We start from the raw sequence: 25,389 nt of genomic DNA, 5'->3' as shown, positions 1-25,389 counted from the left end.
GACACACAATTAGACGAGCGAGGTGATTCTCCATCTCGCGCGCACGCTACCGCGCCCATGGGCGGCTGAGAACAAATCGGCCTGTCGCCTGCCCGCCTGGAGTATGACCGGGCGCACGGCCCTCAGCCGGAGACGGGAGCCGAGGCGCCCTCGGGGTGTGCGGCATCGACGTAGAAGAGCATCCGCGTCACGAATCGGAAACCCACCCGCTCGTAGATGCGACCGGCCTCCTCGGTGATGGTGCTCAGGAACAGCACCTCCACGCCCTGCTCGAAGGCCTCCTGGGCCACCCGGGACGTGAGCGCGGTGCCGAGTCCCCGCTTGCGGAAGCGATCGATCGTCGCCACTCCACCGAGCTCGGCGATGCCCTCGGAGGGTGCGGTGTACGTGCCGACCACGGCCGGCTGTCCGTCCACGCGTCCCAGCACCGCCCTGCCCCCCTTCAGATCTTCCAACGTCTTGGAGATCTCCTCCTCGGTGGCCTCGTAGGGCTCATCCGGGACGAAGCCCCTCCGCGAGGTGGTGCAGTACGCGCGCACCTCTTCGCGAGAAGAGTCGGACGTGAGGACCGACAGCGAGAGCCCCTCCGGCACCGCCACGGGAGTGAAGCTCTCGCGGGTGCAGACCATCAACCGTGCCTCGGCCTCCCGCCGGAAGCCGGCGGCGAGGAGCTTGCCCTCCAGGTCCGGCGCCAGCTCGGAGACGTACTCGAAGCGGGGAACCCTCCGCCGCGCCTCGAACGCCGCCCGCAGCCGCCGCAGGGGCTCGCTCACGTCTCCCGTGATGGGGCCATCCGGGATGGCGTAGTTGAAGTAGATGAGCGGGTCGATGCTCAGGAAAAACGCCGTGAAGGGCGGAATCGAGACGGACTCGTACCGTCCCGCAGCACTCCGGCGCATATAGGACTGCAAACGTTCGATCAGGTCCGTCATGGACAGGGGTCCTCGGGTGTTACCGCTTCACGGGCTTCACGGCCCGGGTGGCGCAGAATCCGGACAGGTACTCGGAGAGTCGATCTCCCTCGACATGCTTGTCCTCGTAGAAGCCCGCGAGCAGGAACCCGGCCTCGAGCTGCCCGCCAATCTGGTCCTCCAGCGAGTGCGCGACACACAGGGGCTCGCCCTTGTCGGTGTAGCGGCGGCGCTCCTCGTCGGAGAGGCTCGTGAGGTCCGAGTACGGCATGCGGTACTTGAGCTGCATCACGCCCTGTTGCTCCAGCTCCGGGTCGAACAAATAGATGACCGGCTGGGCGAACCCCGAGAGCAACGCCCCTCCGGGCCGTAGCACCCGGAAGGCCTCGCGCCACACGGGCCGCACGTCATCCACGAAGCCGTTGGAGCAGGGGTGGAAGATCAGATCGAAGCTCTCGTCCGCGAAGGCCGAGAGGTCGCGCATGTCCCCCTCCACCAGACGGATCGACAGGCCCTCGCGCTCGGCCACGTAGCGGTCCTGCCCAAGCTGAGCGGGCGAGTAGTCGAACATCGTGACACGCGCCCCGGCGGCGGCGAGCACCGGTCCCTGCTGCCCTCCAGCGCTCGCCAGGCCCAGCACGTCCTTGCCAACCAGGTCTCCGAACCACGCACGCGGTACCGGCTTGCGCGGAGTGAGCACCACGCTCCACTCGCCCCGACGCGCCGCGGCAATCACCTCGGGCCCCACCGGCAACGTCCACCGGTCTCCCTGCGCCACCTGCCGGTTCCACGCCTCGCGGTTGTAGTCCCGCAGCTCGACTCCAGGCTTCATGTCGTCTCCTCGTCTTCCGGGCGGTGCATTTTCGCACCCACACACGGAGTAGAGGGCCCTTCCTGACGAGGTCCACACGAAAAGGGGGGCCCTCCGTCATGTGGCGCGGAGGAAGCACCGCGTCAGACGTGTCGTGGAAGGCAGACGTCGAAGGTCGTTCCCGCCTCGACGGTGGAGTGAACCTCCACGGTACCGCAGTGGGCACGGACGATCTGGTCCACGATGAAGAGCCCCAGGCCGATGCTGCGTTGCGCACCGCCGCTCTGTGTTCCCCGAGTCAGTGGCTCGAACAGCGTGGGCAGCAGGTGTGCCGGGATGGGGGCGCCTCCGTTGCTCACACGGAGGAGCACCGCCTCCTCCTCGCCGCGAGTCTCTATCCGGATGTCCGCGTCGGCGGGGCTGTACTTCAACGCATTGGTGAGCAGGTTGGTGAGCACCTGCGCGATGCGATCGCCATCCCAATCCCCCCGTCCATCCCCTTCGCAGTGCAAGACAAGGGGTCGCTCCGGAGCGGCGAGCTGCATCTCATCCACCACCTGCTGAGCGAGCATGTGCAAGTCCATGGGCTTGCGCTGCATCGGGAGTGCCTTGCCCATGCGCACCTGGGTGAAGTCCAGCAGGTCGAGGATGAGCCGGTTGGCGCGGTCCGCTGAATCCAGGATGCGGGTGAGACCCCGGCGCGCCCGATCGTCCAGGTCCGTGCGGCGCATGAGCGTCGCGGCTGACAAGGAGATGGCATTGAGGGGGCTGCGCAGGTCGTGGCTCACGATACCAATGAGCTGCTCGCGCAGCTGGGCGGCCTCCCGGGCCCCCAGCAACTGTGCATCACGCTGTCCCAGCTCCTCCTCATGCTCGAGCTGGTAGCCCACGAGGTCCGCCAGGTGGCGGAAGATCTCCAGCAGGTCCTCGCTGAGCTCGGCCGGCTTCGCATCAACCGCGCAGAGCACGCCGAAGAACGACCCATTGCGTCGGTACACTGGCACGGCGATGTAGCTCTCCACACCATAGAGCCTGGGCGCCGGATGATTCGTGAACCGGGGATCCGCGCTGGCATGGGTGATAAGCAGCGGCGCGGCCGAGCTGCGGACGTTGTTGCAGAAGGTGGTCGCGATCTCCAGCGTGTCGCCGGGCTCGAGCCCGAAGTTCATTTCGTCCAGCACCGCGCAGCATGTCCAGGATTCGGCCGTGACGTGCGACACCACCGCCAGGCGCAGACCCGTCGTCCGTAGTAGCACCCGCAGCACTGTCTTGATGGCTTCGATGCGGCCTACGGCCGCAACCTCCTCATCCAAGGGCTCGCTGGTGTGACCACGACGGATATCGGGAGCGGGGGACTCGAGCGAGATGGCCAAGGTGGGAGTCACGCTCATAACAACGCGCTCCCCGGCTCCGAAGAACCCGCATGTCGCGAGGCAGGCACGTCCGCGAGGACACAGGGCAGCGCGTGCCGCATCGCCTCCCGGGCAGGTATTCATGGTGGATGAGTGATCGCCAGACCTTCCAGGAATAGCTTCCGGACACGCGCAACCCCCCGCCCTCCCACGGAAGGCGAGGGGTTGGAGGGTCAGGCGTTTCCGTCGGTAGCGCCCGGGTTGCCGTGGACGTCGATGCCGTCGCGCATCAGGTCCGCCTCGGCCGCCGTCAGCGCCTGGGTGCCCGCCGGGTTTTCGTACCAGCCCGGGTCCGCGTAGCTGTCGAGCCGGTCACGCACCTTGAGCACCGTGAACATGCCTCCCATGGTGATGCCGCCGTACCTCCCGTGGCCTCCCACCATGGGAATGCTGTTGGCTGGAACGGGCATGCCCATCTCCTCCATGTCCCCCATGCCCGCCTGGCCCATCGTCATGTAGTTCGGCAGCAGCTGGCGCACCTTCTCGTCGAAGTTGCCTGGCTTCACCCCGATGAGGTTCGCCATGCCGTGCCCCATCTGGTTCATCACGTGGTGCGTCATGTGGCAGTGCATCGCCCAGTCGCCTGGCTCGTCCGCGACGAACTCGACTGTCCGCGTGCTGCCCACAGGCACCAACACCGTGGTCTCCGGCTGCCGCGCGGACTCGGGGATGACCCCACCGTCCGTCTCCGTGATGCGGAACTGGTAGCCGTGCAGGTGGATGGGGTGATGATCCATCGGGCTCAAATTCCCCAGCCGGATGCGCACGCGCTGCCCCGTCTTCACTACCAACGGCGCCGTCCCCGGGAAGGCCTTGCCGTTGAGCGTGAGCAGGTTGAAGTCGTTCATCGCGTTCGGGTCCGGCCGCCGAGCCCCGGGCTCCAGCTTCCACTCGTGCAGCATCAGGGCGAAGTCGCGGTCCACCCGAGGCCCCCGCGGCTGGCGCGGGTGGACGATGAAGAGCCCCGTCATGCCCAGGGCAATCTGCGTCATCTCATCGTGGTGCGAGTGGTACATCAGCGTCCCGGACTGGCGCAGGGTGAACTCGTACTTGAACGTCTCGCCCGGGTTGATGGCCCGCTGGTTGAGTCCCCCCACTCCGTCCATGCCGCTCGGCAGCAGCAGCCCGTGCCAGTGCACCGTGGTGGGCGCCGGCAAACGGTTGGTGACGTAGAAGCGCACCCGGTCCCCCTCCACCGCCTCGATGAGGGGACCATGCACGCGGCCGTTGTAGCCCCAGCACAGCGCCTTCAAGCCCGGCGCGAACTCGTGCTCCACCTCCTCGGCCACCAGGTGGAACACCTTCACTCCGTCCACCACCTTCCACGGCAGCTTGGAGCCGTTGGGTACCACCACCGGCTGGTAGTCCCGACCGGGCCGCGCGGGAGGCTGGTGCCTCTGGCTTACGTGTGAGCGCTCTTCCGCCCGCGCTTCTCTGGACGCCAACAGCGCCCCACCCGCCACACCGATTCCGCTGGCGACGAGCATCTGCCGCCGGCTCAGTCCCTTCGTGTCTCGCGTGCTCATCGCGCGTCTCCCTTCTCGTCCGTCAGCCTGCCGCCTACCGCGTTCTCCAATGCGTTCCGGGCGTTCCAGTAATCCCTCAGCGTCTCCACGTACTGCCGGTACGTCTGCACTTCGTCGCGCCGCGCATCGAGGAGTTGGAACGGGCTCAACACCATGGCGTTGTATTGAAGCTGTGCCTGCTCGACGACGCGCCTGCGCAGGGGCAGCAACACCTTCGTGTAGTGCTCCGCCTGCCGCCGCGCCGTCTGCAGCCGCGCCCGCTCCATCCGCACCTCCGAGCGTGCGTCCACGGACAGCTTCGTCAGCCGCCGCTCCGCCTGCCGTCGCTGCGCCTCCAGCCGCCCGATGAGCGCCTGGCGCTGATCGAAGATGGGCAGCTCCAGCACGAGGCTGGGCCCGGTGAACCGCAGTCCATCCGACTCGCGCTCCGTGCTCACCCCCACCTCCACGGTCCCGATGAACCGGGAGCTGCGTGCCAGCGAGACCGACTGATCCATCAGCGCCACCTCTTTGCGCGCGGCATCGATATCCAGCCGGCGCCGCAAGGCGAGCCGCTCAAGGTGTTCCAGTCCCGGCTCCTCGGACGGGAGCTCCGGGAGAGCTTCGCTCACGGTCCATTCCGTGTTCTCGCCCCAGAGCCCCAGCAGCCGGTTCAATCGCTCACGGCGTTCGACGAGCTCCAGCTCCTCACTCGCCAGGGCAAGCCGGGCCTCCTCCCAGGCGGTCTGCGTGATGCCCAGGTCCAGCTCGGAGATGTTGCCAGCGTCGTACTGCATCCTGGCCAGCGTGGCCGCGGCCTCGGCAGCGGCGACGATCTGCGCCTGGTACCGCAGGAGCCTCTCGGCCGCCTGCGCCGCCGTGTAGGCATCCCGTGTCTCCGCCACCACGTTGAGCGCCTCATGGGCGGCACGCAACACGTCTGCCTCGAACTGCTGCCGGGCGATGCGCTTGCGCGCCGGGAGCATGAAGAGATCGAGCAGCTCCTGCACAATGGAGAACTCGATGCTGAGGCCCAGGCCCGGCTCGTTGGGGGCTCGGACCTGCGCGCCAATCGTGGGGTTGCGCAGCAGTCCCGCCTCCACCAGCTCTGCCTGGGAGACACCCAGCTCCTCGTACTCGACCTGCAGAGACGGGTTGTTCACCAACGCGATGCGCACTGCCTCCTCGCGCGTGAGCCCGTCGCGGAGCAGCTCCAGGACGTGAGCGCGAACCGCCTCGGGGGGAGGCGAACCCTTCTCCCAACCCGTCGGAACCGACACGCGCTCCTGGACCAGGGCACCGAGCTCCGCATGCCCGCGCTCGGGCGACAGCGTCGCGCACCCGGCGGCGAACAGGGACAAGGCCACCGTGGGCAGTAAGCGGCTCATCGGTGGCCCTCGTGCCCATGGGAGTGTTCATGCCCACCCGAGGGCTTGGCCTCGGAGGGCTTCTGGGGAACGAGCTTCATCCCGCACTTCGGGCAGCGCCCCGGCTCGGGCGAGGTGACCTCTGGGTGCATGGGACACACGTAGCCGGTGGCGGCAGGAGTGCCCGCGTCCGCGCCACCGGGGTGTGAGTGTTCCGAGTGTTTCGCCGCTCCCGCTGGAGCCGGATGGGATGGGAAGGAGGAGGCGTTGTCGGCCAGCACGGCGGCCATGCCGCGCACCGGGGACTCGGGTGCCTCCGGGTTGGAGGGATCGGACAGAGAAGGAACACGCTCCGCGGCACCGAAGGCGCAAGCGGACAGGCCAAGAGCCAGGGCTCCGGCCACGAGCTTCGTCGAGACAGACATTGAATGAACCTGAGGAAAGGGTTTTCGAGCGACGGCCAAAGGACACACGCCACCCGTTCTGGAGCAGCACGAGGCCACATCCAGTCACGGCGGCGGGAAAGCCGGCTCAAATGAGGAGCTGTCGCAACGAGAGGAACAGCCGCGCCCGAGGGGGCGGATCATGCCCGGAGCGGACCCGGAGCACCGGCTCCGAGGGAGGCTCCGGCGGCTGCCAGAGGGCCACCGTCGGCAGCTCGACCGCGTGGAAACGTGGCGTCCAGTCGAGCGCGGTGGCCGCGCCGTCCACGTCCACCCGATGACCCTGCTGGATTTCGCAGCAGCCCTGGGGAAGGACCCGCTTCTCCTCGACGGGCTTCTTCCCGGGACAGGAGGCGCACGGGGCAACCCGCTGTCCGGTGTAACGGCACACCAGCATCGTCCCGCCCGGGAGGGCGGCGACCTGCATCGACAGCAGCAGGGCGAAGACGATAGCGACGAGCCGGATTATCACGGCCTGAGAACTACCTTTCCGTTGGGCGCTCCGCAAGCACCTACGAAGACGCAGCAGACCCAGGACTCTTACAGCTCTGCCTGGCGCTGGACTTCAAGGACCGCGCTCTGCCCCGTCATCGAGCGCGACCACCTCGTGGCCCGCGCCCACCTCAACGGTGCGCGACACCGTCCTCCCAGAAGGGCTCGTGGCACGCACCGTGTAGTGCCCGGCGGCCGGGAGATAGGTGTGGAACACGCCGGACTCTGGATGCGCGGAGAAGCGCTCCCCATTCGGCCAGGCGATCTCATCGATGGCCACTGTCACAGGCCCTTCCGCCCGGAACGCCTCGGGCACCCGGACCGTGAGCGACGGACCCTCGAGGAATCGATCGACCAGCACCTGCCAGAGGGTACGCGCCCCCTCGAGCATTGGGGCGAGAGGCCGGCGAGCGCTCGGAGCCGAGAACGGCAGCTCCACCAGGTACGCGAGCGTCCCGAAGCTCCAGTAGAACCAATCCTGATCCGTTCCCCCCACGGGATAGAGGCGGCTCACGGCCTCGTAGCGCTTCCCCTCAGGGAGCCGGCGAACCGCGTCGATCATCGCAGGAGCCACCGACCATGCGGCCGAGGGCTCGGGCTCGCGGGCCCCCTCGACGGTGTACGGCACGAGCACTCGGCTGGCGGCTGCGTGGTACGACACCATCGCGACGAAGCGCCACGCCTCGCCCAGCCGCATCATCGCCTGCACCTCGGGCTCCGAGCCCGCGGAAGGCCCTCGGAAGAACCGCGAGCGTGGATCATCGCTGTTGAAGCGATCCTCGATGTTCTTCCAACCGAAGGGATAGTTGCGGTTGAGGTCGACGCCGTACTCGAGCAGTCCCAGCTCGACGGCTTGTGCGTCCCGTCGCCGGTTGGTCCGCCCGCGCTCGGTGGACTCGTGCCAGTACCCCTGGCTGCCGTCTGGGTTGACGAGCGGGACGATGACGAAGTGGAACGTGCGCAACCAGCGCGCGACACGTGGCTCTCTCGGGTTCTCCAACAGCCAGCGCGCGGCGTCGAGCGGCGGCTCGGGAGTGACCACCTCGTTCGCATGGGTCCCGCCGCACAGCAGCACCGCCGGGCGTGAGTGATCATCGAGCGACTCGCCGATGAGCAGCGCGAGAATGGGCCGGTCCTCATGCGTGCGACCGATCTCGATGATGCGCGTGCGCTCCGGGTCGCGAGCAGCGAGCGCCCTCATCGCGCGTTCAATGAGCTCAGGGTCCTTGATACCCTCGACGAATGCGTCGCGCGGAGGCGCCTTGCGTGCACGGGCGAGGCGTTCCTCGAAAGAGGCGTCCTGGAAGCGGTACGGGACACCGGGCCGCACGTCGCGCGTCCGGATGGCACGTGTGCGCAAGAGGTGCACGCCGAGCTCGCTGGCCACGTACACATCGGCATCTGGTTCGCGTGCGGCGCGGCGCAGGTGGCGGCGCAGCTCCGGAGCGAACTGGAGGCCCCGCTCGACACGCACGAGCCACCCAGACGGGAGGCCATCACGTGCCGAGGCCTCCTGGGGTGGCGGGTCCGGCACGAACAGGGACACCTTCACCTCGGGCGGCTGGCTCTTGTTCGCGTACACCCCGAGCGAGCCCTCGGAAAACGCCGAGTCGGACCAGACGAGGCTCGCGAGCTCCGCCTTGGTGCGGGCGTCGTACACGTGGGCGGCGAAGGCAGGCCCCGCGAGGAAGAGCACGAGCTCAAGCTCCCCCACCTTCGCGAGCCCGCGCACCTTGGAGCGCACGCCGCTGTCATCGGAGCGCGTCCCGTCGTAGCGCACGAACCCGAGCGTCTCGTTGCGCGCATCCAGGTAGAAGCCATAACCCGTGAGCGCGAACAGAGGCTCGGTCGCGCGCACCTTCGCACGGAACAGGATCGCCAGATCGGCGCGAGCGGAGTTCTGAATCCGAGCGCGCACGAACGGCACCGGGGAGGCGGCCACCTGCTCCTGGATGAAGAAGTTGCGAGGCGCGCTCGGCTTGGCGAGGGAGAGCGCAGCCTCCTCGATCCGCCACTCTCCGATGGACCCTGCTGCCTTCCACGCGACCGGGTGCTCTCCCCGAGGAATGGGATAGCCTTCACCCCGCGCGCTGCCCGCGACGAGCAGGAGGGCGAGGATGAGAGCCCCCGAAAACCTCACAGCGTGGGCTCCGTACGCCCCGAGGGCATGCCGATGTAGCTCAGGAAGTCGAGGTAGCGCTCCCGCTTGGGAGCCCCTTGCGTGCCCGAGGCCACCACGGTGGAGAGGTAGGCCCCCACCTGCTGACGGTCCTCCATGAAGCTCCAGACGTTCTCGTACCCCGGGAGCGCGAGGTGCTCCTGGGCATGCAGTCCCCCGTGGACGATGTAGTGCCAACGGGAGTCCGACTTGTGGAACCGGTGGGTGATCAAGGTCCGGAGGATCACGCTGCGCTCGTCGAACGGCAGTTGTCGCACGTTCTCCCGGTACTGGGGAGGCAGCTGCTTCCACTGCTCCTCGGCGTTCGACGGGTAGTAGACACGGATGGGCACCCCCAGAGAACGAGCCGCGCGAGCGATCGACGGCAGCGCCTTGTCCGTGAGCATGTTGCCCTTGAGGGCGACGATACGCCCCTGCTCGAAGAGCAGCCGCACGTAGCGGTAGTTCTCATCCGTCTGGAGCCAACCGAACCCCTCCGTCCAGCGAGCGGGCCGCAGCTGGCGCGCATAGTTGGCCCACAACGAGCGCCGCGCGCGCTCGAACACGCCCTTGATGGCGGCGCGCTCTTCCGTCGGCAGCGTTGACCACTCCTCCTCGATGGCGGCACGCGTCGCCGCCGCGCGCTTGTCGGTGAAGGCCGCGACGAAGTCCTCGCGAGTCGCCGCGCGCTTCACCACGGCCCTCAGCACGTGATGGAGCCGGATCACCGTCGGGTCGTAGTCGAAGATCCACGCCCACTGGCTCCGGGCGTGCGCGATGAACGAGTAGCCCTGATCGGCACCGAGCCCGACGTAGCCGCCCCCCACGTTCTTGATGGCATCACCGAAGAGGTATTGGAGCGCTTCGTTTGACTTGATGTAGCTCATCGGGTCGCGGCAATCGACGCGCGCCCTCCCCGTGCGCCCGCACAGGGGAATCTGGAAGATGTCGGTGTCCTCGACGACCGCGAGGGCCTTCGCGCGCTCCTCCTCGCTCGGCGGTGCGGGGTCCGCGGGCCGAGCCGGGGGCTCGGTCATGAACCGGGGTGGCCAGGCCGACAGCTGGGTCGTCGACGACGCGCAGCGGAAGCTCAGTCGGTGGAGCCCGCTCTCGGGGAGCTGGCCGCGCCGCCAGGAGCCGCGCAGCATGTCCTCGGGCCAGTACCACGAGCCCCCCTTGAGCACCCGCTGCGTGTGGCCCTTGCACGGGCGAGCCCCATCACAGGGCCCGCGCGGGTTGGCGCCAAGACAGGCCTCGCCACACGCCTTGTCACAGCCCTGGTAGCAGGGGGACCACCAGTCCTTCACCCACTCGTAGCCGTTCCCCGCGAGGTCATAGACGCCATAGGGTCCGGGCGGGAAGCTGCCGGGTGGCAACGTCGTGTTTCCCGGGCAGCCCTTGTAGTTGGCCTTCTCGCACGTCGGCGGTGCCTCTCCCCACGGGAACGTCCGTCCCTCGGGCCCCCGCGCGGCTTTCTCCCACTCGACCTCGGTGGGCAGCCGCTTGCCGGCGAACACGCAGTACTGGTGCGCCATGTCCCAGGTGATTGGGACGGCCGGAAGCTCGGGGCGCTGGAAGCGCGCGTAGTACGACGGGCGGGGCAACCGGGGGCACGCACCCGCGCGCTCGCAGCGGCTGTACTCGCCGACCGTGACCTCCTTCGCATCCAAGTAGAACGTCTCGACGAACACCTTGTGCCGAGGTCGCTCGGCGGGGGTGCGGTCATCGGCGCCCACGATGGCGTCTCCGCCCTCGATGCACACCATCCCGGGGGGCGGTGTGCTCTCACACGGCACCGCCGTCGCGATCCACAGCAGCAGCAACTTTGCAAATCCCATCGCGGCGGATGCTACCCCGGCCCTCTTCCAGAGAGAGGAAATCGCTTGGGGTCCTCGCTGGCAGGGAAGCGCTCAACCCCTGCCCTGCTTTTCAGACAGTTGCTTTAGGCGGATGATTTCGTCTCAAAGCAATGTCGACTATCCAACAAATCCCCTTCTCTCGTTTTTTCAGCCTCGGCTTCGTGGCGGGGCTGTCGTTGGTGTTCACGGGTTGCCTCGCAGCCCCAGGAGACATGGAGTCGCCTGAGTTCCCATCCGAGGAGGTGCCGGATGGCTTCCGCGAAGACGCCGGAGAGCTCGCCGCGCCCATTCGTCTGCCCATTGAGGTCCTCGGCCGTGAGGGTTTGACGCAAACAGTGACCTTTGACCTGACCTCGCAGGACGCCCAACAGCCACTGCGGCTCTGGATGCAGGTCCACAACCTGACCTACGCGGACAAAGGCAGCGTCCGCTTCAACACCGGCACCTGGGTGAACCTGAACAACACCACGGTGACGGTAGAGGGGCTCGGAAAGACTTACGGAGGCATTGGCGGAGGCTTCGCGACGCTGAAGCTGAACGTGAACGTGCCCACCGGAGCGCTCGTCACGGGCACGAACCAGCTCACCTTCCGGTTCAACACCACGGACGGGCGGTCCATTGGCTACCGGGTGCTGAAGCTCAACCTGCTGCGGGCCGACGGAAGCCGCGTCCTGCCGGACTCCAGCTTCCAGGTGGACAATCCGACCAACTGGAAGGCGCCGTACACCGATGCGGCCTCCATCGCCGAGGGCGAGAAGCTCTGGCGCACGCGGCAGTTGGTGCGCTCTTACAAAGACTCCACGGTCCTGCGCGCCCGGTGCATGGACTGCCATACCCAGGACGGGCGGGACCTGAAGTATTTCAATTATTCAAACTACTCCATCGTTGAGCGCTCGAAGTTCCACGGCTTGACCGAGACGGAAGGCAACAAGATCGCCTCGTACATCCGAAGCCTGCCGGGCGTGCCGACGCCGGGGCGGCCGTGGAATCCGCCGTACCAGCCCGGACCGGGGCTGGACTCCAAGCCTGTCGCGGAATGGTCGGCGGGAGCCGGAATCGACGCGGTCCTGGAGAAGGATCGCGACATTCTCAAGTACATCTTCCCTTCAGGCATCACGAAGGCGGCCGTCGCCACGACGGCGAACCTCAGCGCCCGGGAGATGCCCATCGCCCTCCAGTTGCCCGACTGGAACCACTGGCTGCCGGGCATCCATCCCAAGGACGCCTGGGGTGATGCCTTCATCAACCACAAGGTCAACAAGGCCTATGCCGGTGAGGGCACCGCGACGGGCACCAGCGCCCCCATGCGAGAGTTGGCCGCGAAGGTCAAGGCGGCGGGCTATACCACTTACAGGAACGAGCTCAACATCCCCCACTCGTCCTGGAATCAGTACCTCTACGAGTTCATCTCCCCGAGGTACCCGAACGCCACCACGGGCCTGGATATCAACTACTCGCGGAAGGTGTACGCCACCGGGCTCTGGCACCTGGTGAAGACGTGGGAAATCATGCAGGAGTTCGGTTTCGAAGGTTATCAACGCCAGTTGTTCCCCACCTCGCGAGATGCACGCGGCTGGATGAAGAACAACAGCTTCGACACCTCGCCGCACATGCTCAAGCTGCCCAAGAACAACACGGGCATCAATGACAACAACGCGTTGATGTTCAACTACTTCTCGACGGTGTGGTACCAGCTCACCCTCATCCTCTTCAATGGCAACCATTCGGATGGCTCGGAGCGCAATGCCCAGCGGCCGATCGACTGGGGCTACTCGTATGGCTTCATCAAGAACATCCAGGCGGGGACCCCCGGCAAGCCCCCCGCCAGTGGGCTGCTCACACTCTGGGTGACGAAGGGGATGCAGATCGCGAACAACACGCTCAAGCCCAATGCGCCGAACTCGGCCGGATGGTGTCCGCTGTACGCGGCCGACCTGAGCCGCCTGGTGGCGCCCGATTACATGACGGGCTGGGTCGACATCACCCCCCAGGAGCGCAAGGCCATCATGGAGGCCCTGCTGACCACCTGGTGGGAAAAGACGCGCCAGTACGCCAAGGAGGACTGGTGGAATGGTGGCGGCGCGAGCACGACAGAAACCATCAACGGCTTCTACGATGGCACCCTCGGCAACCGCCTCTGGTTCATGCTCCCGCAGTTCAAGTACCACGGCGTGAACCCCACCCTGGTCGACGAAATCGCTACTTGGGCCCAGACCATCTGGACCCAGGCCGATTGGAACATCGTGAAGAAAGCCACCTGCGCGCCTGCCGGGACCTTCGTCCGTTGTTCGTCCGAGAAGTTCTGACCCAGGGCCTCCACGTCAGGCCCTGGAAGGTGCTAGGACGTCGGCGCCCATGCCCGCTGAACCGAATGCCCCCGTAGCCCCGCGCCGTACCGCGCTGGTCTTCATCTTCGTGACCGTCCTGCTCGACATCCTGGCCATGGGGATGATCATCCCCGTGTTGCCCAAGATCGTCGTCGGATTCCTGAACGGTGACACCGCGCGGGCGGCCGAGGTCTTCGGGTTGTTCTCCACGGTCTGGGCGCTGATGCAGTTCGTCTTCTCCCCGGTGCTCGGCGCGCTCTCCGATCGGTTCGGCCGCCGGCCGGTCATCCTCCTGTCGAACTTCGGGCTGGGGCTCGACTACATCCTCATGGCCCTGGCACCGACGCTGAACTGGCTGTTCCTGGGCCGCGTCATCTCGGGCATCACCTCGGCGAGCATCAGCACGGCCAGCGCCTACATCGCGGACGTGACGCCGCCGGAGAAGCGCGCCGCCAGCTTCGGGTTGATCGGCGCTGCCTTCGGCGTGGGCTTCGTGCTGGGGCCCGCGCTCGGCGGCGTGCTGGGTGATGTGGATCCGCGCATGCCTTTCTGGGTGTCGGCCGTCCTGAGCCTGGCGAACGCGATGTATGGCCTGTTCGTCCTGCCCGAGTCCCTGCCCCCCGAGCAGCGCAAGGGCTTTAGTTGGAAGCGCGCCAACCCCGTGGGTGCGCTGCGTCTGTTGCGCTCCAATCCCGAGGTGCTCGGGCTCGCGAGCGTCCACTTCCTCTACAACCTCGCCCATGTCGCGCTGCCCAGCGTGTTCGTCCTGTATGGCAGCTACCGCTTCGGCTGGAACGAGCGCACCGTCGGGCTCACCATGGCGAGCGTGGGCGTCTTCTCGCTGATCGTCCAGGGCGGTCTGGTGCGGCCACTCGTCAAGCGCCTGGGCGAGCGGCGCACGCTGCTGATAGGGCTCTCGTTCGGCATGGCAGGCTTTGTCATCTACGGCCTGGCGCCGACCGGTGTGCTGTTCTGGCTCGGCGTGCCGGTGATGTCGCTGTGGGGGCTCTTCGGGCCTTCGTCGCAGGGCCTGATGTCGAGCCGCATCAGCTCGTCCGAGCAGGGCCAGCTCCAAGGCGCGCTCTCGAGCCTCATGGGCATCGCGGGGATGATCGGCCCCGGGCTCTTCACGCAGACGCTCGCGTACTTCATCGGCCCGCGCATTGACTGGAACCTGCCCGGCGCCCCCTTCTTGCTCGCCGCGGGGCTGCTCGTGCTCGCCATGGGGCTGGCCGGGCGAGTCACCCGCTCACGCTCGGAAGCCGCTCCGCTCGCCACCACTCCCACCGCCTGACCGCCACACGAGCCGAGCATATGAGTGACGTGGACGTGAATGATCCGACCGTGAAGGAGGCGGTGCAGCAGGCCTGTGTGGAAGTGGGCCTGCCCCTCGCCTATCGGTCGGCGGTGAGCCAGATGCTCCAGACGCCTTCCTCGGAGTGGCCCGCCTGCTGCGGCGAGGGCTGCTTCCCGTGCCAGCAATCCCTGGGAGATGCAGCCCTGCGTGCGCTGGAGTTGCTCGGCCGGCGCCCCGGCTCCGAGGGCTGACGCCTCAGACCTCGTTCAGGACGCGGCCTTCCATGCCGCCGGCCACGGTGATGACCTCGCCCGTCACGTGGCCAGAGATGCGGTCCGACGCCAGCGTCACCACCACCCGCGCCACGTCCTCCGGACGTCCCACCTTGCGCAACGGCATCGTCCGCGTCACCCGGTTGATGAACGCTGGGTTGTCCAGCTTGTCCTTGTGGCGATCCACCGCCGTCCACCCCGGGCACACCGTGTTCACCCGGCCCAGGGGGGCGATCCGCGTGATCTCGTTCTTCAGGCTCTTGAGGAACCCGCTCGCCAGCGCGCCCTTCGCCGCCGCGTAGTCCGAGTGCCCCGCCTCTCCGAACAGCCCCGCCGTGGACGCGATGATGATGATGTTGCCCGTTCCCGTCGTCGCTACGTGGCGCAGGAAGGCACGGCAGCTCAGGAAGACGCTGTCCAGGTTCTCCGCCAGCGTCCGACGCCACCGCTCCAGCGACATCTGCCACACGCCCTCGTCCGGCGGCGGCCATACGCCCGCATTCGCCACCAGCACGTCCAGCCTCCCCAGCGCCTTCACCGCCGCGGGGACCAGTGCGTCTACGTCGGACTCGGATGTCAGGTCCGCTTTCAGCGCCGCTCCGCCTAGCTCCTTCGCCAGCGCTTCTGCGTTCTCGGCGCTCCGGTTGTAGTGCACCGCTACCTTCGCGCCCTCTTCCGCGAAGGCTCGGACGATCGCACTCCCGATTCCGCCCGCTCCTCCCGTGACGAGGACGCCTTTTCCTCGCAGCTCCGTGTCCATGGTGTTCTGGGTTCCTTGTTTGCACAGGGGGGTCCACGGACCCTGCGGGGGTCCGTTTACCCTCACCCCGACCCTCTCCCAGAGGGAGAGGGAGTTTAGACAGCGTCCAGGCGCAGGAGCTTGCGGGCTTCTTGCGGCGTCGCGAGCGTCCGGCCCTTCGCCTTCGCCCTCTTCGCCGCCTCCGCTACCAGCTCCCAGTTGCCCTTCGCCAGCACGCCCTTGGACACGTAGATGTTGTCCTCGAGCCCTACTCGCGCGTTACCGCCTCGCTCCGCCGCTAGCTCCACGAACGGCAGCTGGTGCCGCCCTACCCCCGCCACCGTCCACGTGCTCCCCTCCGGCAGCGACTTGATCATGAAGTCCAGTGCGTCCTCGCGCGCCGTCAGCGCCCCAGGCACTCCCAGCACGAAGTCGAAGTGTCCCGGGAGGTCCGCGACTCCTTCCTTCGCCAGCGCACGCGCCTCGTCCACCATCCCCACGTCGAAGCACTCGAACTCCGGACGGAGGCCCAGTGCCTTGATCCGCCGAGCGATGTCCCGCACCAGCGGGCGCGGGTTCCAGAACACCTCGTCGCCGAAGTTCACCGTGCCCGTCGTCAGCGTGGCCATGTCCGGGCGATCCTCTCCCGTCAGCCGCAGCCCGCCACAGCGCTCGTCCACACCCATTCCCACCGCACCGCCCGTGGACACCTGGATGAGGATGTCCGTCCGCTTGCGGATGGCACGGATCGCCGCTCGGAACAGCTCCGTGTCCTGTGAGGGCTTGCCGTCCGGCGTGCGCACGTGCAGGTGCACCATCGCCGCGCCAGCCTCCCTGCACTTCACCGCGTCCTCGGCGATCTCCTCCGCCGTGATGGGCAGGTAGGGCGTCTGCTCGCGCGTCGTCTCCGCCCCCACCATCGCCGCGGTAATGACCATGGGGTTGCTCATCGCTGACCTCGCTGTTTGTCCTTCGGCACCACGCAGGTCCCGCTCGCCCGGCACACCACCACCGGCTCCGCCAACACGTCCGCCGCCGAGTCGTTCACGTCCGGTCGCGGGCGGATCACCTTGCGCGCCTCGAAGCGCATCTTCCTCGAGGTGTTGCCCACCTGGATGACTTCCCCTTCCGCCTCGATGAAGTCCCCGGCGTACACCGGCGCGAGGAACTCCACCGAGTCGTAGGCGCGGAACAGGCCCTCGTCCCCATCCAGGCGGATGCACAGCTCGGTGGCCACGTCGCCGAACAGCCCGAGCATCCGCGCCCCGTCCACCAGGTTGCCGCCGTAGTGTGCGTCGTGGCTGCTCATGCGCAGCCGGATGATCGCCTTCACGTTGCTCACTTGGGCTCCCCCTCCCAGTGCACGTTCTTCTCCTCCTTGCCTTCCTTCTGGAGGACCTGGTGCACGATGTAGTTGGCCACGTCCGAGGGCTTGGTCCCCGGGCCGAAGCCCGCATCGAAGCCCAGCTCCAGCGCCAGCTTGTGGTCCACGCGCGGCCCGCCCAGCAGCAGCAGCGTCTTGCCGTAGACCCCAGCGGCCTTGGCCGCGTCGATGAACTGGCGCGAGTTGTCCTTGTGCACGTCGCGCTGAGTCACCACCTGCGACACCAGGATGGCGTCCGCGTTGCGCGCCATGGCCTTCTTGATGAGCTCCTCGTTGGGCACCTGGCTGCCCAGGTTGAAGGCCTCGAACCACGGGTAGCGCTCCAGCCCGTAGTCGCCCGCGTACCCCTTCATGTTGAGGATGGCGTCGATGCCCACCGTGTGCGTGTCCGTGCCCGTGCAGGCGCCGAACACCACGATGCGCCGCCCCACCTTGTCCTTGATGAGCGCGTTGAGATCGTCGAAGCCCATCTTCTTCACCACGACTTCGGGCACGTCGATCTCAGCGTAGTCGAGCGCGTGCGGCGTGCGCGCGTACACGATGAAGAAGGTGTACGTGTCGGCGGCGCGCTCGGCGGCGGCCACCTTCACGTCGGTGAACCCCATCTTGCGTGCCATGACCGCCGCGGCCTCTTTGGCCTTCTCCGACAACGGCACCGGCAGCGTGAACGACAGCTGCACCACGCCGTCATCACGACGGTCGCCATAGGGGCGGATGATCTGCTTCGTCGGCTTCGTCGCCATGGCGGCTACTTCCCCTTCCTCGCCGGGGACTTCGCGTACGCGACGCTGCCGGCCACCTTGTCCGCGAGCGTCTCGAAGCGGTCCCGCTTCTTCGCATTCATGTGGAAGACGAGCGACCAGGTGGTCTTCCCGTCACACCCCACGTACGTCACTGTCTCCACCGACTCGGCGCCATCCGGCGTGGTGTCCGAGTCCACGCGTCGCGCCGCCGGAGCCTTGCCCACCTTGAGCTGCTTCCAGCCCTGCGCGCTCCCCATGGCGGCGAGCACCTTGTCCAGGCACACCTGGGGCTTCATGCCTGCCGTCTGCACCGCGCCCACGTCCAACAGCAGGTACGCGTCGCCGGAGGGCGCATCGAAGCGCTGGGTGCCGTCCGCCTCGGACTGCTTCCAGTCGGAGGGCACCTGCAGCGCGATCGTCTTCACCTGGTACTTCGTCAGCTCCGCCGTCGGCTCCCCGGCCGCGAGCACCATCACCAGCAACGAGCCGAGCATCACGGCGCCTCCAGCATGTCCTGGAACGGGTTGAAGTAGTCCGGAGCCTTCTCCAGCACGCCGTCCAACCCCTTGCCGCCCGTCTCCGTGCGCTTCACGTCGCCGAAGTGGCCCCGGCCAATGGCCGCCACCATGCCGTCCTTCTGGCACTCCTCCAGCAACTCCATGGCCCTGCCGAACACCTCGCGCGCGCGGTTGGCGATCTTCCCGTCCTCGCGCACGGTGAACTCCTCGTCGATGCCGGCCGCCGCTCGGTAGATGTAGCTGGCCGCCTTCAACGCCACGTACCGGTCCGCCAGCAGCGGCGTGTGCATGGCCTCGGTCATCATCCCCAAGAGCTGGATGCCCTGCCGCGTCCAGATGGCCACCAGGTCCGCCATCACGTCGTACGCGTGGCTGAAGAAGATGTCCGTCTCCTTGTGCTTGGTGGGCGGCATGTACTTCAGCGGCGCGTTGGGGAAGCACCGGCGGATGAGCATCGCCTGTGACAGCTCCAAGAGCAGCGTCTCTGGCCGGTAGGGGTCGATCTCATACGAGTGCCCCAGGCCCAGCTGCCAGTCCTTCAAGCCCGCGCGCTTGGCGAAGCTCTCGTTGATGAACTGGCTGGCGATGACCGTGTGCGCCGCCTCGTAGGCGTCCGCGGTGGTGATGTAGTTGTCCTCGCCGGTGTTGATGATGATGCCGGCCAGGGCGCAGATGCGGCGGCTGAAGTACTGGTCGATGAACGTGCGCCGCATGTTGATGTCACGGAACAGGATTCCGTACATCGCGTCGTTGAGCAGCATGTCCAGCCGCTCGTAGGCCGCGGCGAAGGCGATCTCCGCCATGCACAGGCCCGACGAGTAGTTGGTGAGCTGAATGTAGCGCTTGAGCTTGCGGCTCTCGTCATCCAGGGCCTCGCGCATGATGCGGAAGTTCTCCTGGGTGGCGTACGTGCCGCCGTAGCCCTCGGTGGTAGCGCCGTGGGGCACGTAGTCCAGCAGCGACTGCGCCGTGGAGCGGATGACCGCGATGATGTCCGCGCCTGCCTGCGCCGCCGCTCGGGCCTGGTCCACGTCGTCGTAGATGTTGCCCGTGGCCACGATGACGTACTTGTGCGGCGCTGGAGAGTTCCCCAGCTCCTTGCGCAGCGCGTCGCGCTGGGCAATGCGGGACTTGAGATCATCCATGGCCGCCCGAGCCTCGTCCTGGACGGCCTCGCGGATGTTCTGCTCCATCTCCGGCGAGAGGGGCCCCAGCTTCTCCGCTGGCAGCGCGGTCAGGCGCTCCACGGCCTCCAACGGGCTGCGGGCGCCCAGCTGCAGGGCTCGGCCGTACCAGTACGCCGCTCCCTTGTTCAGCACTCCGGCTGCCTTCAGCCGGTCAACCATCAGATTGGCGAGTGGCACGCCTCCAGGCCCGGCATCGGAAATGCCGAAGAAGCGCAGCACAGTGCGCTCGATGGAGACGGTGGTGTGGCGGCGGATGAGCTCGAAGATGGGCTCAGTGATGTCCTCCGCCAGCTTGCGCGCATGAGCAATCCGCGCGTCTTCGATGAACGGACCTGGCATGTCGGCACCTTACTATACGTAACGCGTTTCGAAGAGGCGGCGCAGCGCGGGTTCGGCGCGCAGCAACTCCAGGGTGAGCTCGGCGTGGCCTGGCACGTATCCGTTGCCCACGAGCATGGTGACGTCCTTGCCCACGCCCTCGGCCCCCAGGGCCGCCGCGGTGAAGCTCGTGGCCATGGAGAAGAAGATGACCGCTCCGCCATCCTTCACGCTCAGGATGGAGGCCATCTCCGTGTTCCCCACCGAGGCGCAATTGATCACCAGATCACACAACGCGCCATCCGTGGCCCGTGACACGGCCTCCATCACGTCCACGGCCTGCGTGGCGTCCACCTTCAACGTGATGTCGCACAGCCCCAGCCCCTTCAAGGTGGCGAGCGCCTGCTCGGAGATATCCAGGGCGAGCAACCTCCCCTGCCCCTTCAAGTCCCGGCGCGCCTGAGCGAGGCACAGCGCACCACTCTTGCCCGCCCCCAGCACGGCCACCGTCATGCCAGGACGCACCCACCGGGCCACCAGGGCCGGCGCGCCGCACACGTCCAGGGCCGCCAGGGCCAGCGTGTCCGGCATGTCCGTGGGCAGCTTCGCGTAGAGCCCCGTGACGAAGAGAATGGCGTGGCCGCGGATGTCCACCCGGTCGATGGACGGATGCACGGCCTTCACCTCCTCGATGACGAGCGGCGTGAGACTGAGGCTCACCAGCGTGGCGATGCGATCTCCCGGCTGGAGCTCTCCGTGCGCCGGGTGCTTCGGGCCAATCTCCTTCACCCGGCCAATGAGCATGCCGCCCGAGCCCGTCACCGGGTTCTGCATCTTGCCTCGCTCACGGACGATCTCCTGCACGCGGGCGGCAATGCGCGCCGGCTCCGCGCCCACCTCGTCCTTGATCTGCTTGAAGGAGGCGGCGTCGATGTTGAGGCTCTCCACGTCGATGAGGAGCTCTGCCTCCCGGCAGGGCAGCGCGGGGTCCAACTTGCGCGCCCGCTGGGGCAGCACGCCCTTCTCCCCGATAACGCGGGACAGTCCGTAGCGGTCGTTACTCATGGCGACTCTCCAGGCCGCGTGGGCGCGCATAGCCCCCACCAGCGCGAATGCACGGGTAGCCTCTACCCGGGCCTACGTTGGAGCGCCAGAGGCATCGATACCTGGATGCCCAACCATGTGCCCGGACGCGAGGACAACGCCCCGCGTCATCGCGGCGCCAGAATCACCGAGGGTACGCCTCAACGCCCCTCATTCGAGAGAACAGCCAGGCCCGCCGAGGCCACGACAGGAGCGCCGAGCCAACGGGAGGGCCGTCCTGTTGCATCGGCGCGGTCATCGCAGCGACCCGCGCCTACTCGAGCGCGAGCCTCGGGCCGAGCACCGACAGGGAGCGCTCGAAGCGGTAGTTGACGCCCGTGTGGCCGTCCTCGAACTCCTCGTGAATCACCTCGACACCACCGGCCCTGAGGTCCTCGGCGACCATGCGCGCACCCCAGCGCAGGTTGAACTCGTCACGGCTGCCGCAGTCGATGAAGACCGTCTTCAGCTTGCGGAACGCGTCCACGAACTTGGGCACGAAGCGCACGGGATCGTGCACCAGCCAACGGTTCCACACCTCCAGCCGCATCCGGCCCGTCTGCGCGTCGAAGGGCATTTCCAGGTTGAGTGGCTCGCCCTTCTTCGGCGAGTAAGCCGCCGCCATGGCCAGCATGTTGATGACCGAGAAGTCATCACCGCGCGCCTTGGTCTCGCGCGCACGCCGGGTGAAGTCCTGGTACCACGCCTCCACCCCGCCCGCCTTGAGCAGCGCCGAGGCCGCCTTGGGGAGATCCGGCAGGTAGCAGTACTCGAAGTACGCATCCGGCGACTGCGCGCTCAGGTGCGAGAAGATCTCCGGGTGGTAGCGGCCCATCACCAGCGCGCCGTACCCGCCCGAGCTGTGCCCCAGCACCGCACGCGACGCCGGCTTGGGCAGCGTGCGGTACGTGCGGTCCACGAAGCCCACCACGTCCTTGGCCAGGAAGTCCCGGTAGCGGCCAATGGCATCGCTGTTCACCCACTGGCTCCCGCCTATCGACGTCCAGCCGTCCGGGAACACGCCGATGACCGGCGGAATCGTGCCCGCCGCCACCAGCGCGTCCAGCCGCTCGGGCACGCTCACTGAGAACGCAGAGAAGTTCGTCCACGACTTGCCGCTCGCGCTGAACGCGTTCAGGAAATACGCCGTTGGGTAGCGGCGAGTGCCCTGCGCGTAACCAGGGGGCAGGTACACCAACAGCTGCCGCCGCGCCGGGTCTCCCAACGGGTTCGACTCCAGTGCCGGCGAGTGCATCTCCTGCGTCTCGAGGACTCCCTTCATCGCGTCTCCCCCTCCAGAGGGAACTCCCGGTCAGCCTCGCTGCCCGGGTTGCTTGCCGAAGAACTTCATCACCTGCTGCAGGTCCTCCCACGCCTTCTTCTTCTCCGCCGGTTGGCGCAGCAGATAGGCCGGGTGGAAGGTGGGCATCAGCTTGATGCCCTCGTACTCGCGCCAGTTGCCCCGCATCCGCGTGATGGGCGTGCTGTCACGCAGCAGCGTCTGCGCCGCGAACTTGCCCAGCGCCACGATCGCCTTGGGCTGCACCGCCTTGAGCTGCGCACGCAGGAACGGCTCGCACGCCGTCACCTCGTCCGGCTCGGGGTTGCGGTTGTTCGGCGGCCGGCACTTCACCACGTTGCAGATATAGACGTCGTCGCGACGGTAGCCCATCGCCTCGATCATCTTCGTCAGCAGTTGGCCCGCCGCCCCGACGAAGGGCACGCCCTGGAGGTCCTCGTCCGCCCCCGGGCCCTCGCCCACGAAGACCAGCTCGGCGCGCGGGTTTCCCGAACCGAAGACGATGTTCTTGCGACCGCTGCACAGCTTGCAACGGCGGCAGTCGCCCAGCTCGCGGCGGATCTCATCCAGCGTCGGCCGCTCTCCGTCCGCTGATCCCGGCAGTGGGCCCGTGTACGGGCGAACCTGGGAGGGCACGTCGAGCAGCATCTCCGGCTCGCGCGCGGCCAGGGGCCGCATGGGCTCCTGCGGCGTGGCTCGTGGCACTGGCGCCGGACGCGCCGCGGGCGGCGTCTGCGCCACGGCGGCGGGAGGCGGAGGCTTCGCGGCCGGTGCGGGGGCGGGGGCTGGTGCCTGTGCCGGCTTGGCGGCGGCCTGGGCACGCAACATCGCCTGGGGACGCAGGCCCGCGCCACGCAACTCAGCGGCCAGACGTGCGTCCACCTGGAGTACCCGGCCACCGTCCTCCTCCTGCCAGAGGAGGTGGCGGCGCAGGTCCTCCAACACTTCGCTCAACTCTTGCGAGGTTTCGAGGGCTTCGCTCACGGTAACCAGGGTTTATGGGTCTAGGTGGCTCGGTTCAACCGCCTGCCGGGTAGGGCGCCTGTACGCTTACCCTAGGGTCGAGTACGGCGCCACGGTGTAGATCCACAGAGGGTGATTCGGGGCTCCTCTACCCTCACCCCGACCCTCTCCCAGAGGGAGAGGGAGTGGAGGGCGCTCGTGGGGGAAGGTAGTCCTTGATGAAGTCCAGGATGGAATGGGCGACCTCGCGCTTCGTCCCGGCCAGGTCTCGCTGCTTGCCGTCCCTCGTCAGCACCGTCACCCGGTTCGTGTCCACCCCAAAGCCCGCCCCCGGCGCCGTCACGTCGTTCGCGACGATCGCGTCCAACCCCTTGCGCTCCAACTTCTCGCGCGCGTACTCCACCACCCGCTCTGTCTCCGCCGCGAACCCCACCAGCGCCGGCCTCCCCGTCCGTCCAGACACCCGGCGCGACGCCTCGGCCAGCACGTCTGGTGTTCGCACCAGGGTGAGCCGCTCCGGGCCTTCCGACTTCTTCACCTTCTGCGCCGCACGCGTCTCCGGCTTCCAGTCGCTCACCGCCGCCGAGGCGATGAAGCAGTCCACCTCCTCCACCCGCGCCAGCACCTCGCGCGCCATGTCCTCGGCGCTCACCACGTTCACCACTTCGTAATCGCCGCGCTCCACCTCCCCCACTGGACCCAGCACCACCGTCACCCGCGCGCCCATCGCCTTCGCGGCCTCCGCCAGCGCCAGCCCCATCTTCCCCGTCGACGGGTTGGAGATGAATCGCACCGGATCCAGGTACTCACGCGTGGGGCCCGCGGTGATGAGCACCCGCCGGCCCGCCAGCGGACCCTCGGCGAAGAGGCGCGCCGCCGCCTCCACAATGGCCCCCACCTCCGCGAGCCGTCCCGCTCCCACGTCTCCGCAGGCGAGCAGCCCCGCCCCCGGGCCCACCAGGTGGTAGCGAGGCTCCGAGCGCAGCGCCGCCACGTTCTCCTGCGTCCGCTCGTTCTCCCACATGGCCACGTTCATCGCGGGCGCGAGCAACACCGGCCCCCGGAACGCCAGCAGCGACGTCGTCACCGCGTCGTTCCCCATCCCCGCCCGGATGCGCGCCAGCAGGTCCGCCGTCGCCGGTGCCACCACGTACAGCTCCGCCCAGCGCGCCAGGTCCAGGTGCCCGAAGTTTCCTTCCTGCGACGGATCAAAGTAGTCCGTCAGCACCGGGTGCCCGCTGAGCGCCTGGAAGGTGAGCGGCGTGACGAACTCCTTCGCCGCCGCCGTCATCGCCACCCGCACCTGCGCGCCGGCACGCCCTAACTCGCGCACCAGCTCGCACGCCTTGTACGCCGCGATGCCGCCACCCACTCCGACGATCACCCGGCGTCCCTGCAGAGCCGAAGCCTCCATGCAGGCTTCCTTACGCGCGAGGGGGCGCGCTCGCAACCTCCTCGGTTACTTCCGCGAGTCCGAGGACGGCTGGAACGGAGTGCTCACAGTGGCCGTGCCCTCACACTTGTCGGGCGTGGGTTCCACGGTGACCGGTATCTTCGGCGCGCGCCCGCGCATCGGCTCCGGAGCGGGTACGCCCATGCGTGGCGCGGGACTCGAGCCGGGCGCAGCTCCGTTCGGCAGCGCCACGCTCGTGTCGCTGTCGCTGAGTGTCGTGGCGGTCCCGTCGCTCGTGGAGATGGATGTGGCTACCGCCGCGCCCGGTGGCTTCTTCGCCGCCTCCCCCAGCGCATCGGTGAGCCGATCGTGGCTGGAGTGCAGGTGCTCCCGGTCCTTCTCCTCGCTGGCGCGTAACACGTCGCGATCCGCGCTCACCTCATTCAGGCGCTTCTTGAGCGTCTCGTTCTCCGTCACCACTGAGTGAGCGGCTTCGTTCATGCAGAACTGGAGCACTTTCGCTTCCGACTCGGGCTCCGGCAGGGGCTGTCCCTGGTTCCACGCCGCCAGAGCCCGGTTCTTCCACCGGTAGTCGGCCTGCACCATGCACTCCTGCGCCAGGCGCGTGAGCCGATCCTCCGACCAGGTGGGCTTCTCCCGCTCGCAGGGGCCGATCTCCTCCTTCAGCTGCTTCGGCCACCGCGACGTCTGCCGCACCCAGCACCCGTCGCGCTGCTCCAGCCGTACGGATGTGCACCCGCCGGCCATCACGGCCAGCAACACCACGCCCGCGATCTTCATGGGCTTCCCCCTCCCCTCGGCCCCCTCGACACACCTGGGCCCCCGGTCAATCTATGAACGGCCCGGCCTGGCTGCAGCAACCCGCCTGTCCCCTCCTCCAGAACGG

General features: G+C 67.7%; 23 protein-coding genes. 3 read left to right on the top strand and 20 right to left on the bottom strand.

Translation table 11 applies throughout. The features are described 5' to 3' along the window. Positions 1–122: 122 nt before the first annotated feature. From F0U60_RS22720 to F0U60_RS22680, 9 genes are all read right to left on the bottom strand, one after another. Positions 123–932 (bottom strand): GNAT family N-acetyltransferase, encoded by an 810-nt coding sequence (locus tag F0U60_RS22720; RefSeq protein ID WP_395823219.1) that lies wholly within the window; start codon positions 930–932, stop codon positions 123–125. Positions 933–951: 19 nt separating this feature from the next. After that, positions 952–1,743 carry a class I SAM-dependent methyltransferase gene (locus tag F0U60_RS22715; RefSeq protein WP_395823217.1) on the bottom strand — a complete coding sequence of 264 codons (792 nt, stop codon included), beginning with the start codon at positions 1,741–1,743 and terminating at the stop codon, positions 952–954. A 122-nt stretch (positions 1,744–1,865) separates the two neighbouring features. Then, positions 1,866–3,113: an ATP-binding protein gene (locus F0U60_RS22710; protein ID WP_395823215.1), complete on the bottom strand. Its 1,248-nt coding sequence runs from the start codon at positions 3,111–3,113 to the stop codon at positions 1,866–1,868. 194 nt (positions 3,114–3,307) lie between these two features. Further along, complete coding sequence (locus tag F0U60_RS22705; RefSeq protein ID WP_395823213.1) at positions 3,308–4,660, bottom strand: multicopper oxidase family protein; 1,353 nt, start codon at positions 4,658–4,660, stop codon at positions 3,308–3,310. Then, complete coding sequence (locus F0U60_RS22700; protein WP_395823211.1) at positions 4,657–6,027, bottom strand: TolC family protein; 1,371 nt, start codon at positions 6,025–6,027, stop codon at positions 4,657–4,659. Before F0U60_RS22700 ends, F0U60_RS22705 begins: the two co-directional genes overlap by 4 nt. Beyond that, positions 6,024–6,431 (bottom strand): heavy metal-binding domain-containing protein, encoded by a 408-nt coding sequence (locus tag F0U60_RS22695; RefSeq protein WP_395823209.1) that lies wholly within the window; start codon positions 6,429–6,431, stop codon positions 6,024–6,026. The genes F0U60_RS22700 and F0U60_RS22695 overlap by 4 nt, the downstream gene beginning before the upstream one ends. Before the next feature lie 106 nt (positions 6,432–6,537). Continuing rightward, entirely contained in the window at positions 6,538–6,921 is a 384-nt protein-coding gene (locus F0U60_RS22690; protein WP_395823207.1) for a hypothetical protein, read from the bottom strand. Positions 6,922–7,014: 93 nt separating this feature from the next. Beyond that, positions 7,015–9,081 (bottom strand): M14 family metallopeptidase, encoded by a 2,067-nt coding sequence (locus tag F0U60_RS22685; protein WP_395823205.1) that lies wholly within the window; start codon positions 9,079–9,081, stop codon positions 7,015–7,017. Then, positions 9,078–10,937, bottom strand: coding sequence for an SUMF1/EgtB/PvdO family nonheme iron enzyme (locus tag F0U60_RS22680; RefSeq protein ID WP_395823203.1), 1,860 nt, complete (start codon positions 10,935–10,937; stop codon positions 9,078–9,080). Before F0U60_RS22680 ends, F0U60_RS22685 begins: the two co-directional genes overlap by 4 nt. Before the next feature lie 233 nt (positions 10,938–11,170). On the opposite strand from F0U60_RS22680, the gene F0U60_RS22675 reads away from it, so the two are divergent. From F0U60_RS22675 to F0U60_RS22665, 3 genes are read left to right on the top strand one after another with little or no spacing between them, the layout of a single operon-like run. Then, positions 11,171–13,264 (top strand): hypothetical protein, encoded by a 2,094-nt coding sequence (locus F0U60_RS22675; RefSeq protein WP_395823201.1) that lies wholly within the window; start codon positions 11,171–11,173, stop codon positions 13,262–13,264. 49 nt (positions 13,265–13,313) lie between these two features. After that, a complete protein-coding gene (locus tag F0U60_RS22670) occupies positions 13,314–14,579 on the top strand; it encodes a TCR/Tet family MFS transporter (protein ID WP_395823199.1) in 1,266 nt (421 codons plus the stop codon). 20 nt (positions 14,580–14,599) lie between these two features. Continuing rightward, entirely contained in the window at positions 14,600–14,833 is a 234-nt protein-coding gene (locus F0U60_RS22665; RefSeq protein ID WP_395823197.1) for a hypothetical protein, read from the top strand. A gap of 4 nt (positions 14,834–14,837) precedes the next feature. Here the strand turns inward: F0U60_RS22665 and F0U60_RS22660 are convergent, their stop codons facing one another. The 11 genes from F0U60_RS22660 to F0U60_RS22610 all read right to left on the bottom strand — a co-directional run bounded on the left by F0U60_RS22660 (position 14,838) and on the right by F0U60_RS22610 (position 25,283). Further along, complete coding sequence (locus tag F0U60_RS22660; protein WP_395823195.1) at positions 14,838–15,614, bottom strand: SDR family NAD(P)-dependent oxidoreductase; 777 nt, start codon at positions 15,612–15,614, stop codon at positions 14,838–14,840. 95 nt (positions 15,615–15,709) lie between these two features. Then, positions 15,710–16,543, bottom strand: coding sequence for a 3-keto-5-aminohexanoate cleavage protein (locus tag F0U60_RS22655; protein ID WP_395823193.1), 834 nt, complete (start codon positions 16,541–16,543; stop codon positions 15,710–15,712). After that, the gene (locus tag F0U60_RS22650; protein ID WP_395825395.1) at positions 16,540–16,926 is read right to left on the bottom strand and encodes a hotdog domain-containing protein; all 387 of its coding nucleotides are present in this window, start codon (positions 16,924–16,926) and stop codon (positions 16,540–16,542) included. The genes F0U60_RS22655 and F0U60_RS22650 overlap by 4 nt, the downstream gene beginning before the upstream one ends. A gap of 5 nt (positions 16,927–16,931) precedes the next feature. Next, positions 16,932–17,720: an OAM dimerization domain-containing protein gene (locus F0U60_RS22645; protein ID WP_395823191.1), complete on the bottom strand. Its 789-nt coding sequence runs from the start codon at positions 17,718–17,720 to the stop codon at positions 16,932–16,934. Between the two features lie 5 nt (positions 17,721–17,725). Then, positions 17,726–18,214: a hypothetical protein gene (locus F0U60_RS22640; protein WP_395823189.1), complete on the bottom strand. Its 489-nt coding sequence runs from the start codon at positions 18,212–18,214 to the stop codon at positions 17,726–17,728. Then, complete coding sequence (locus tag F0U60_RS22635; protein ID WP_395823187.1) at positions 18,214–19,764, bottom strand: lysine 5,6-aminomutase subunit alpha; 1,551 nt, start codon at positions 19,762–19,764, stop codon at positions 18,214–18,216. The genes F0U60_RS22640 and F0U60_RS22635 overlap by 1 nt, the downstream gene beginning before the upstream one ends. A 12-nt stretch (positions 19,765–19,776) precedes the next feature. Then, positions 19,777–20,808 carry an L-erythro-3,5-diaminohexanoate dehydrogenase gene (locus F0U60_RS22630; protein WP_395823185.1) on the bottom strand — a complete coding sequence of 344 codons (1,032 nt, stop codon included), beginning with the start codon at positions 20,806–20,808 and terminating at the stop codon, positions 19,777–19,779. Between the two features lie 292 nt (positions 20,809–21,100). Further along, a complete protein-coding gene (locus F0U60_RS22625) occupies positions 21,101–22,108 on the bottom strand; it encodes an alpha/beta hydrolase (protein ID WP_395823183.1) in 1,008 nt (335 codons plus the stop codon). A 30-nt stretch (positions 22,109–22,138) separates the two neighbouring features. Then, positions 22,139–23,110: a uracil-DNA glycosylase family protein gene (locus F0U60_RS22620; protein ID WP_395823181.1), complete on the bottom strand. Its 972-nt coding sequence runs from the start codon at positions 23,108–23,110 to the stop codon at positions 22,139–22,141. A 133-nt stretch (positions 23,111–23,243) separates the two neighbouring features. Further along, a complete protein-coding gene (gene coaBC / locus F0U60_RS22615; RefSeq protein ID WP_395823179.1) occupies positions 23,244–24,503 on the bottom strand; it encodes a bifunctional phosphopantothenoylcysteine decarboxylase/phosphopantothenate--cysteine ligase CoaBC in 1,260 nt (419 codons plus the stop codon). Positions 24,504–24,548: 45 nt separating this feature from the next. Then, positions 24,549–25,283 (bottom strand): hypothetical protein, encoded by a 735-nt coding sequence (locus tag F0U60_RS22610; RefSeq protein ID WP_395823177.1) that lies wholly within the window; start codon positions 25,281–25,283, stop codon positions 24,549–24,551. Positions 25,284–25,389 lie beyond the last annotated feature (106 nt).

The sequence above is a fragment of the Archangium minus genome (assembly GCF_044360475.1).
GTDB lineage: Bacteria > Myxococcota > Myxococcia > Myxococcales > Myxococcaceae > Archangium > Archangium minus.
Note: the sequence above shows the minus strand (reverse complement) of the source record. Positions and strands in the feature narration are given on the sequence as shown.

Excerpts from the sequence above, each read along its gene's own strand:
- F0U60_RS22720 (WP_395823219.1), bottom strand. The coding sequence starts at position 932 with ATGACGGACCTGATCGAACGTTTGCAGTCCTATATGCGCCGGAGTGCT.
- F0U60_RS22715 (WP_395823217.1), bottom strand. The coding sequence starts at position 1,743 with ATGAAGCCTGGAGTCGAGCTGCGGGACTACAACCGCGAGGCGTGGAAC.
- F0U60_RS22710 (WP_395823215.1), bottom strand. The coding sequence starts at position 3,113 with ATGAGCGTGACTCCCACCTTGGCCATCTCGCTCGAGTCCCCCGCTCCC.
- F0U60_RS22705 (WP_395823213.1), bottom strand. The coding sequence starts at position 4,660 with ATGAGCACGCGAGACACGAAGGGACTGAGCCGGCGGCAGATGCTCGTC.
- F0U60_RS22700 (WP_395823211.1), bottom strand. The coding sequence starts at position 6,027 with ATGAGCCGCTTACTGCCCACGGTGGCCTTGTCCCTGTTCGCCGCCGGG.
- F0U60_RS22695 (WP_395823209.1), bottom strand. The coding sequence starts at position 6,431 with ATGTCTGTCTCGACGAAGCTCGTGGCCGGAGCCCTGGCTCTTGGCCTG.
- F0U60_RS22680 (WP_395823203.1), bottom strand. The coding sequence starts at position 10,937 with ATGGGATTTGCAAAGTTGCTGCTGCTGTGGATCGCGACGGCGGTGCCG.
- F0U60_RS22675 (WP_395823201.1), top strand. The coding sequence starts at position 11,171 with ATGGAGTCGCCTGAGTTCCCATCCGAGGAGGTGCCGGATGGCTTCCGC.
- F0U60_RS22670 (WP_395823199.1), top strand. The coding sequence starts at position 13,314 with ATGCCCGCTGAACCGAATGCCCCCGTAGCCCCGCGCCGTACCGCGCTG.
- F0U60_RS22665 (WP_395823197.1), top strand. The coding sequence starts at position 14,600 with ATGAGTGACGTGGACGTGAATGATCCGACCGTGAAGGAGGCGGTGCAG.
- F0U60_RS22660 (WP_395823195.1), bottom strand. The coding sequence starts at position 15,614 with ATGGACACGGAGCTGCGAGGAAAAGGCGTCCTCGTCACGGGAGGAGCG.
- F0U60_RS22655 (WP_395823193.1), bottom strand. The coding sequence starts at position 16,543 with ATGAGCAACCCCATGGTCATTACCGCGGCGATGGTGGGGGCGGAGACG.
- F0U60_RS22645 (WP_395823191.1), bottom strand. The coding sequence starts at position 17,720 with ATGGCGACGAAGCCGACGAAGCAGATCATCCGCCCCTATGGCGACCGT.
- F0U60_RS22640 (WP_395823189.1), bottom strand. The coding sequence starts at position 18,214 with ATGCTCGGCTCGTTGCTGGTGATGGTGCTCGCGGCCGGGGAGCCGACG.
- F0U60_RS22635 (WP_395823187.1), bottom strand. The coding sequence starts at position 19,764 with ATGCCAGGTCCGTTCATCGAAGACGCGCGGATTGCTCATGCGCGCAAG.
- F0U60_RS22630 (WP_395823185.1), bottom strand. The coding sequence starts at position 20,808 with ATGAGTAACGACCGCTACGGACTGTCCCGCGTTATCGGGGAGAAGGGC.
- F0U60_RS22625 (WP_395823183.1), bottom strand. The coding sequence starts at position 22,108 with ATGAAGGGAGTCCTCGAGACGCAGGAGATGCACTCGCCGGCACTGGAG.
- coaBC (WP_395823179.1), bottom strand. The coding sequence starts at position 24,503 with ATGGAGGCTTCGGCTCTGCAGGGACGCCGGGTGATCGTCGGAGTGGGT.
- F0U60_RS22610 (WP_395823177.1), bottom strand. The coding sequence starts at position 25,283 with ATGAAGATCGCGGGCGTGGTGTTGCTGGCCGTGATGGCCGGCGGGTGC.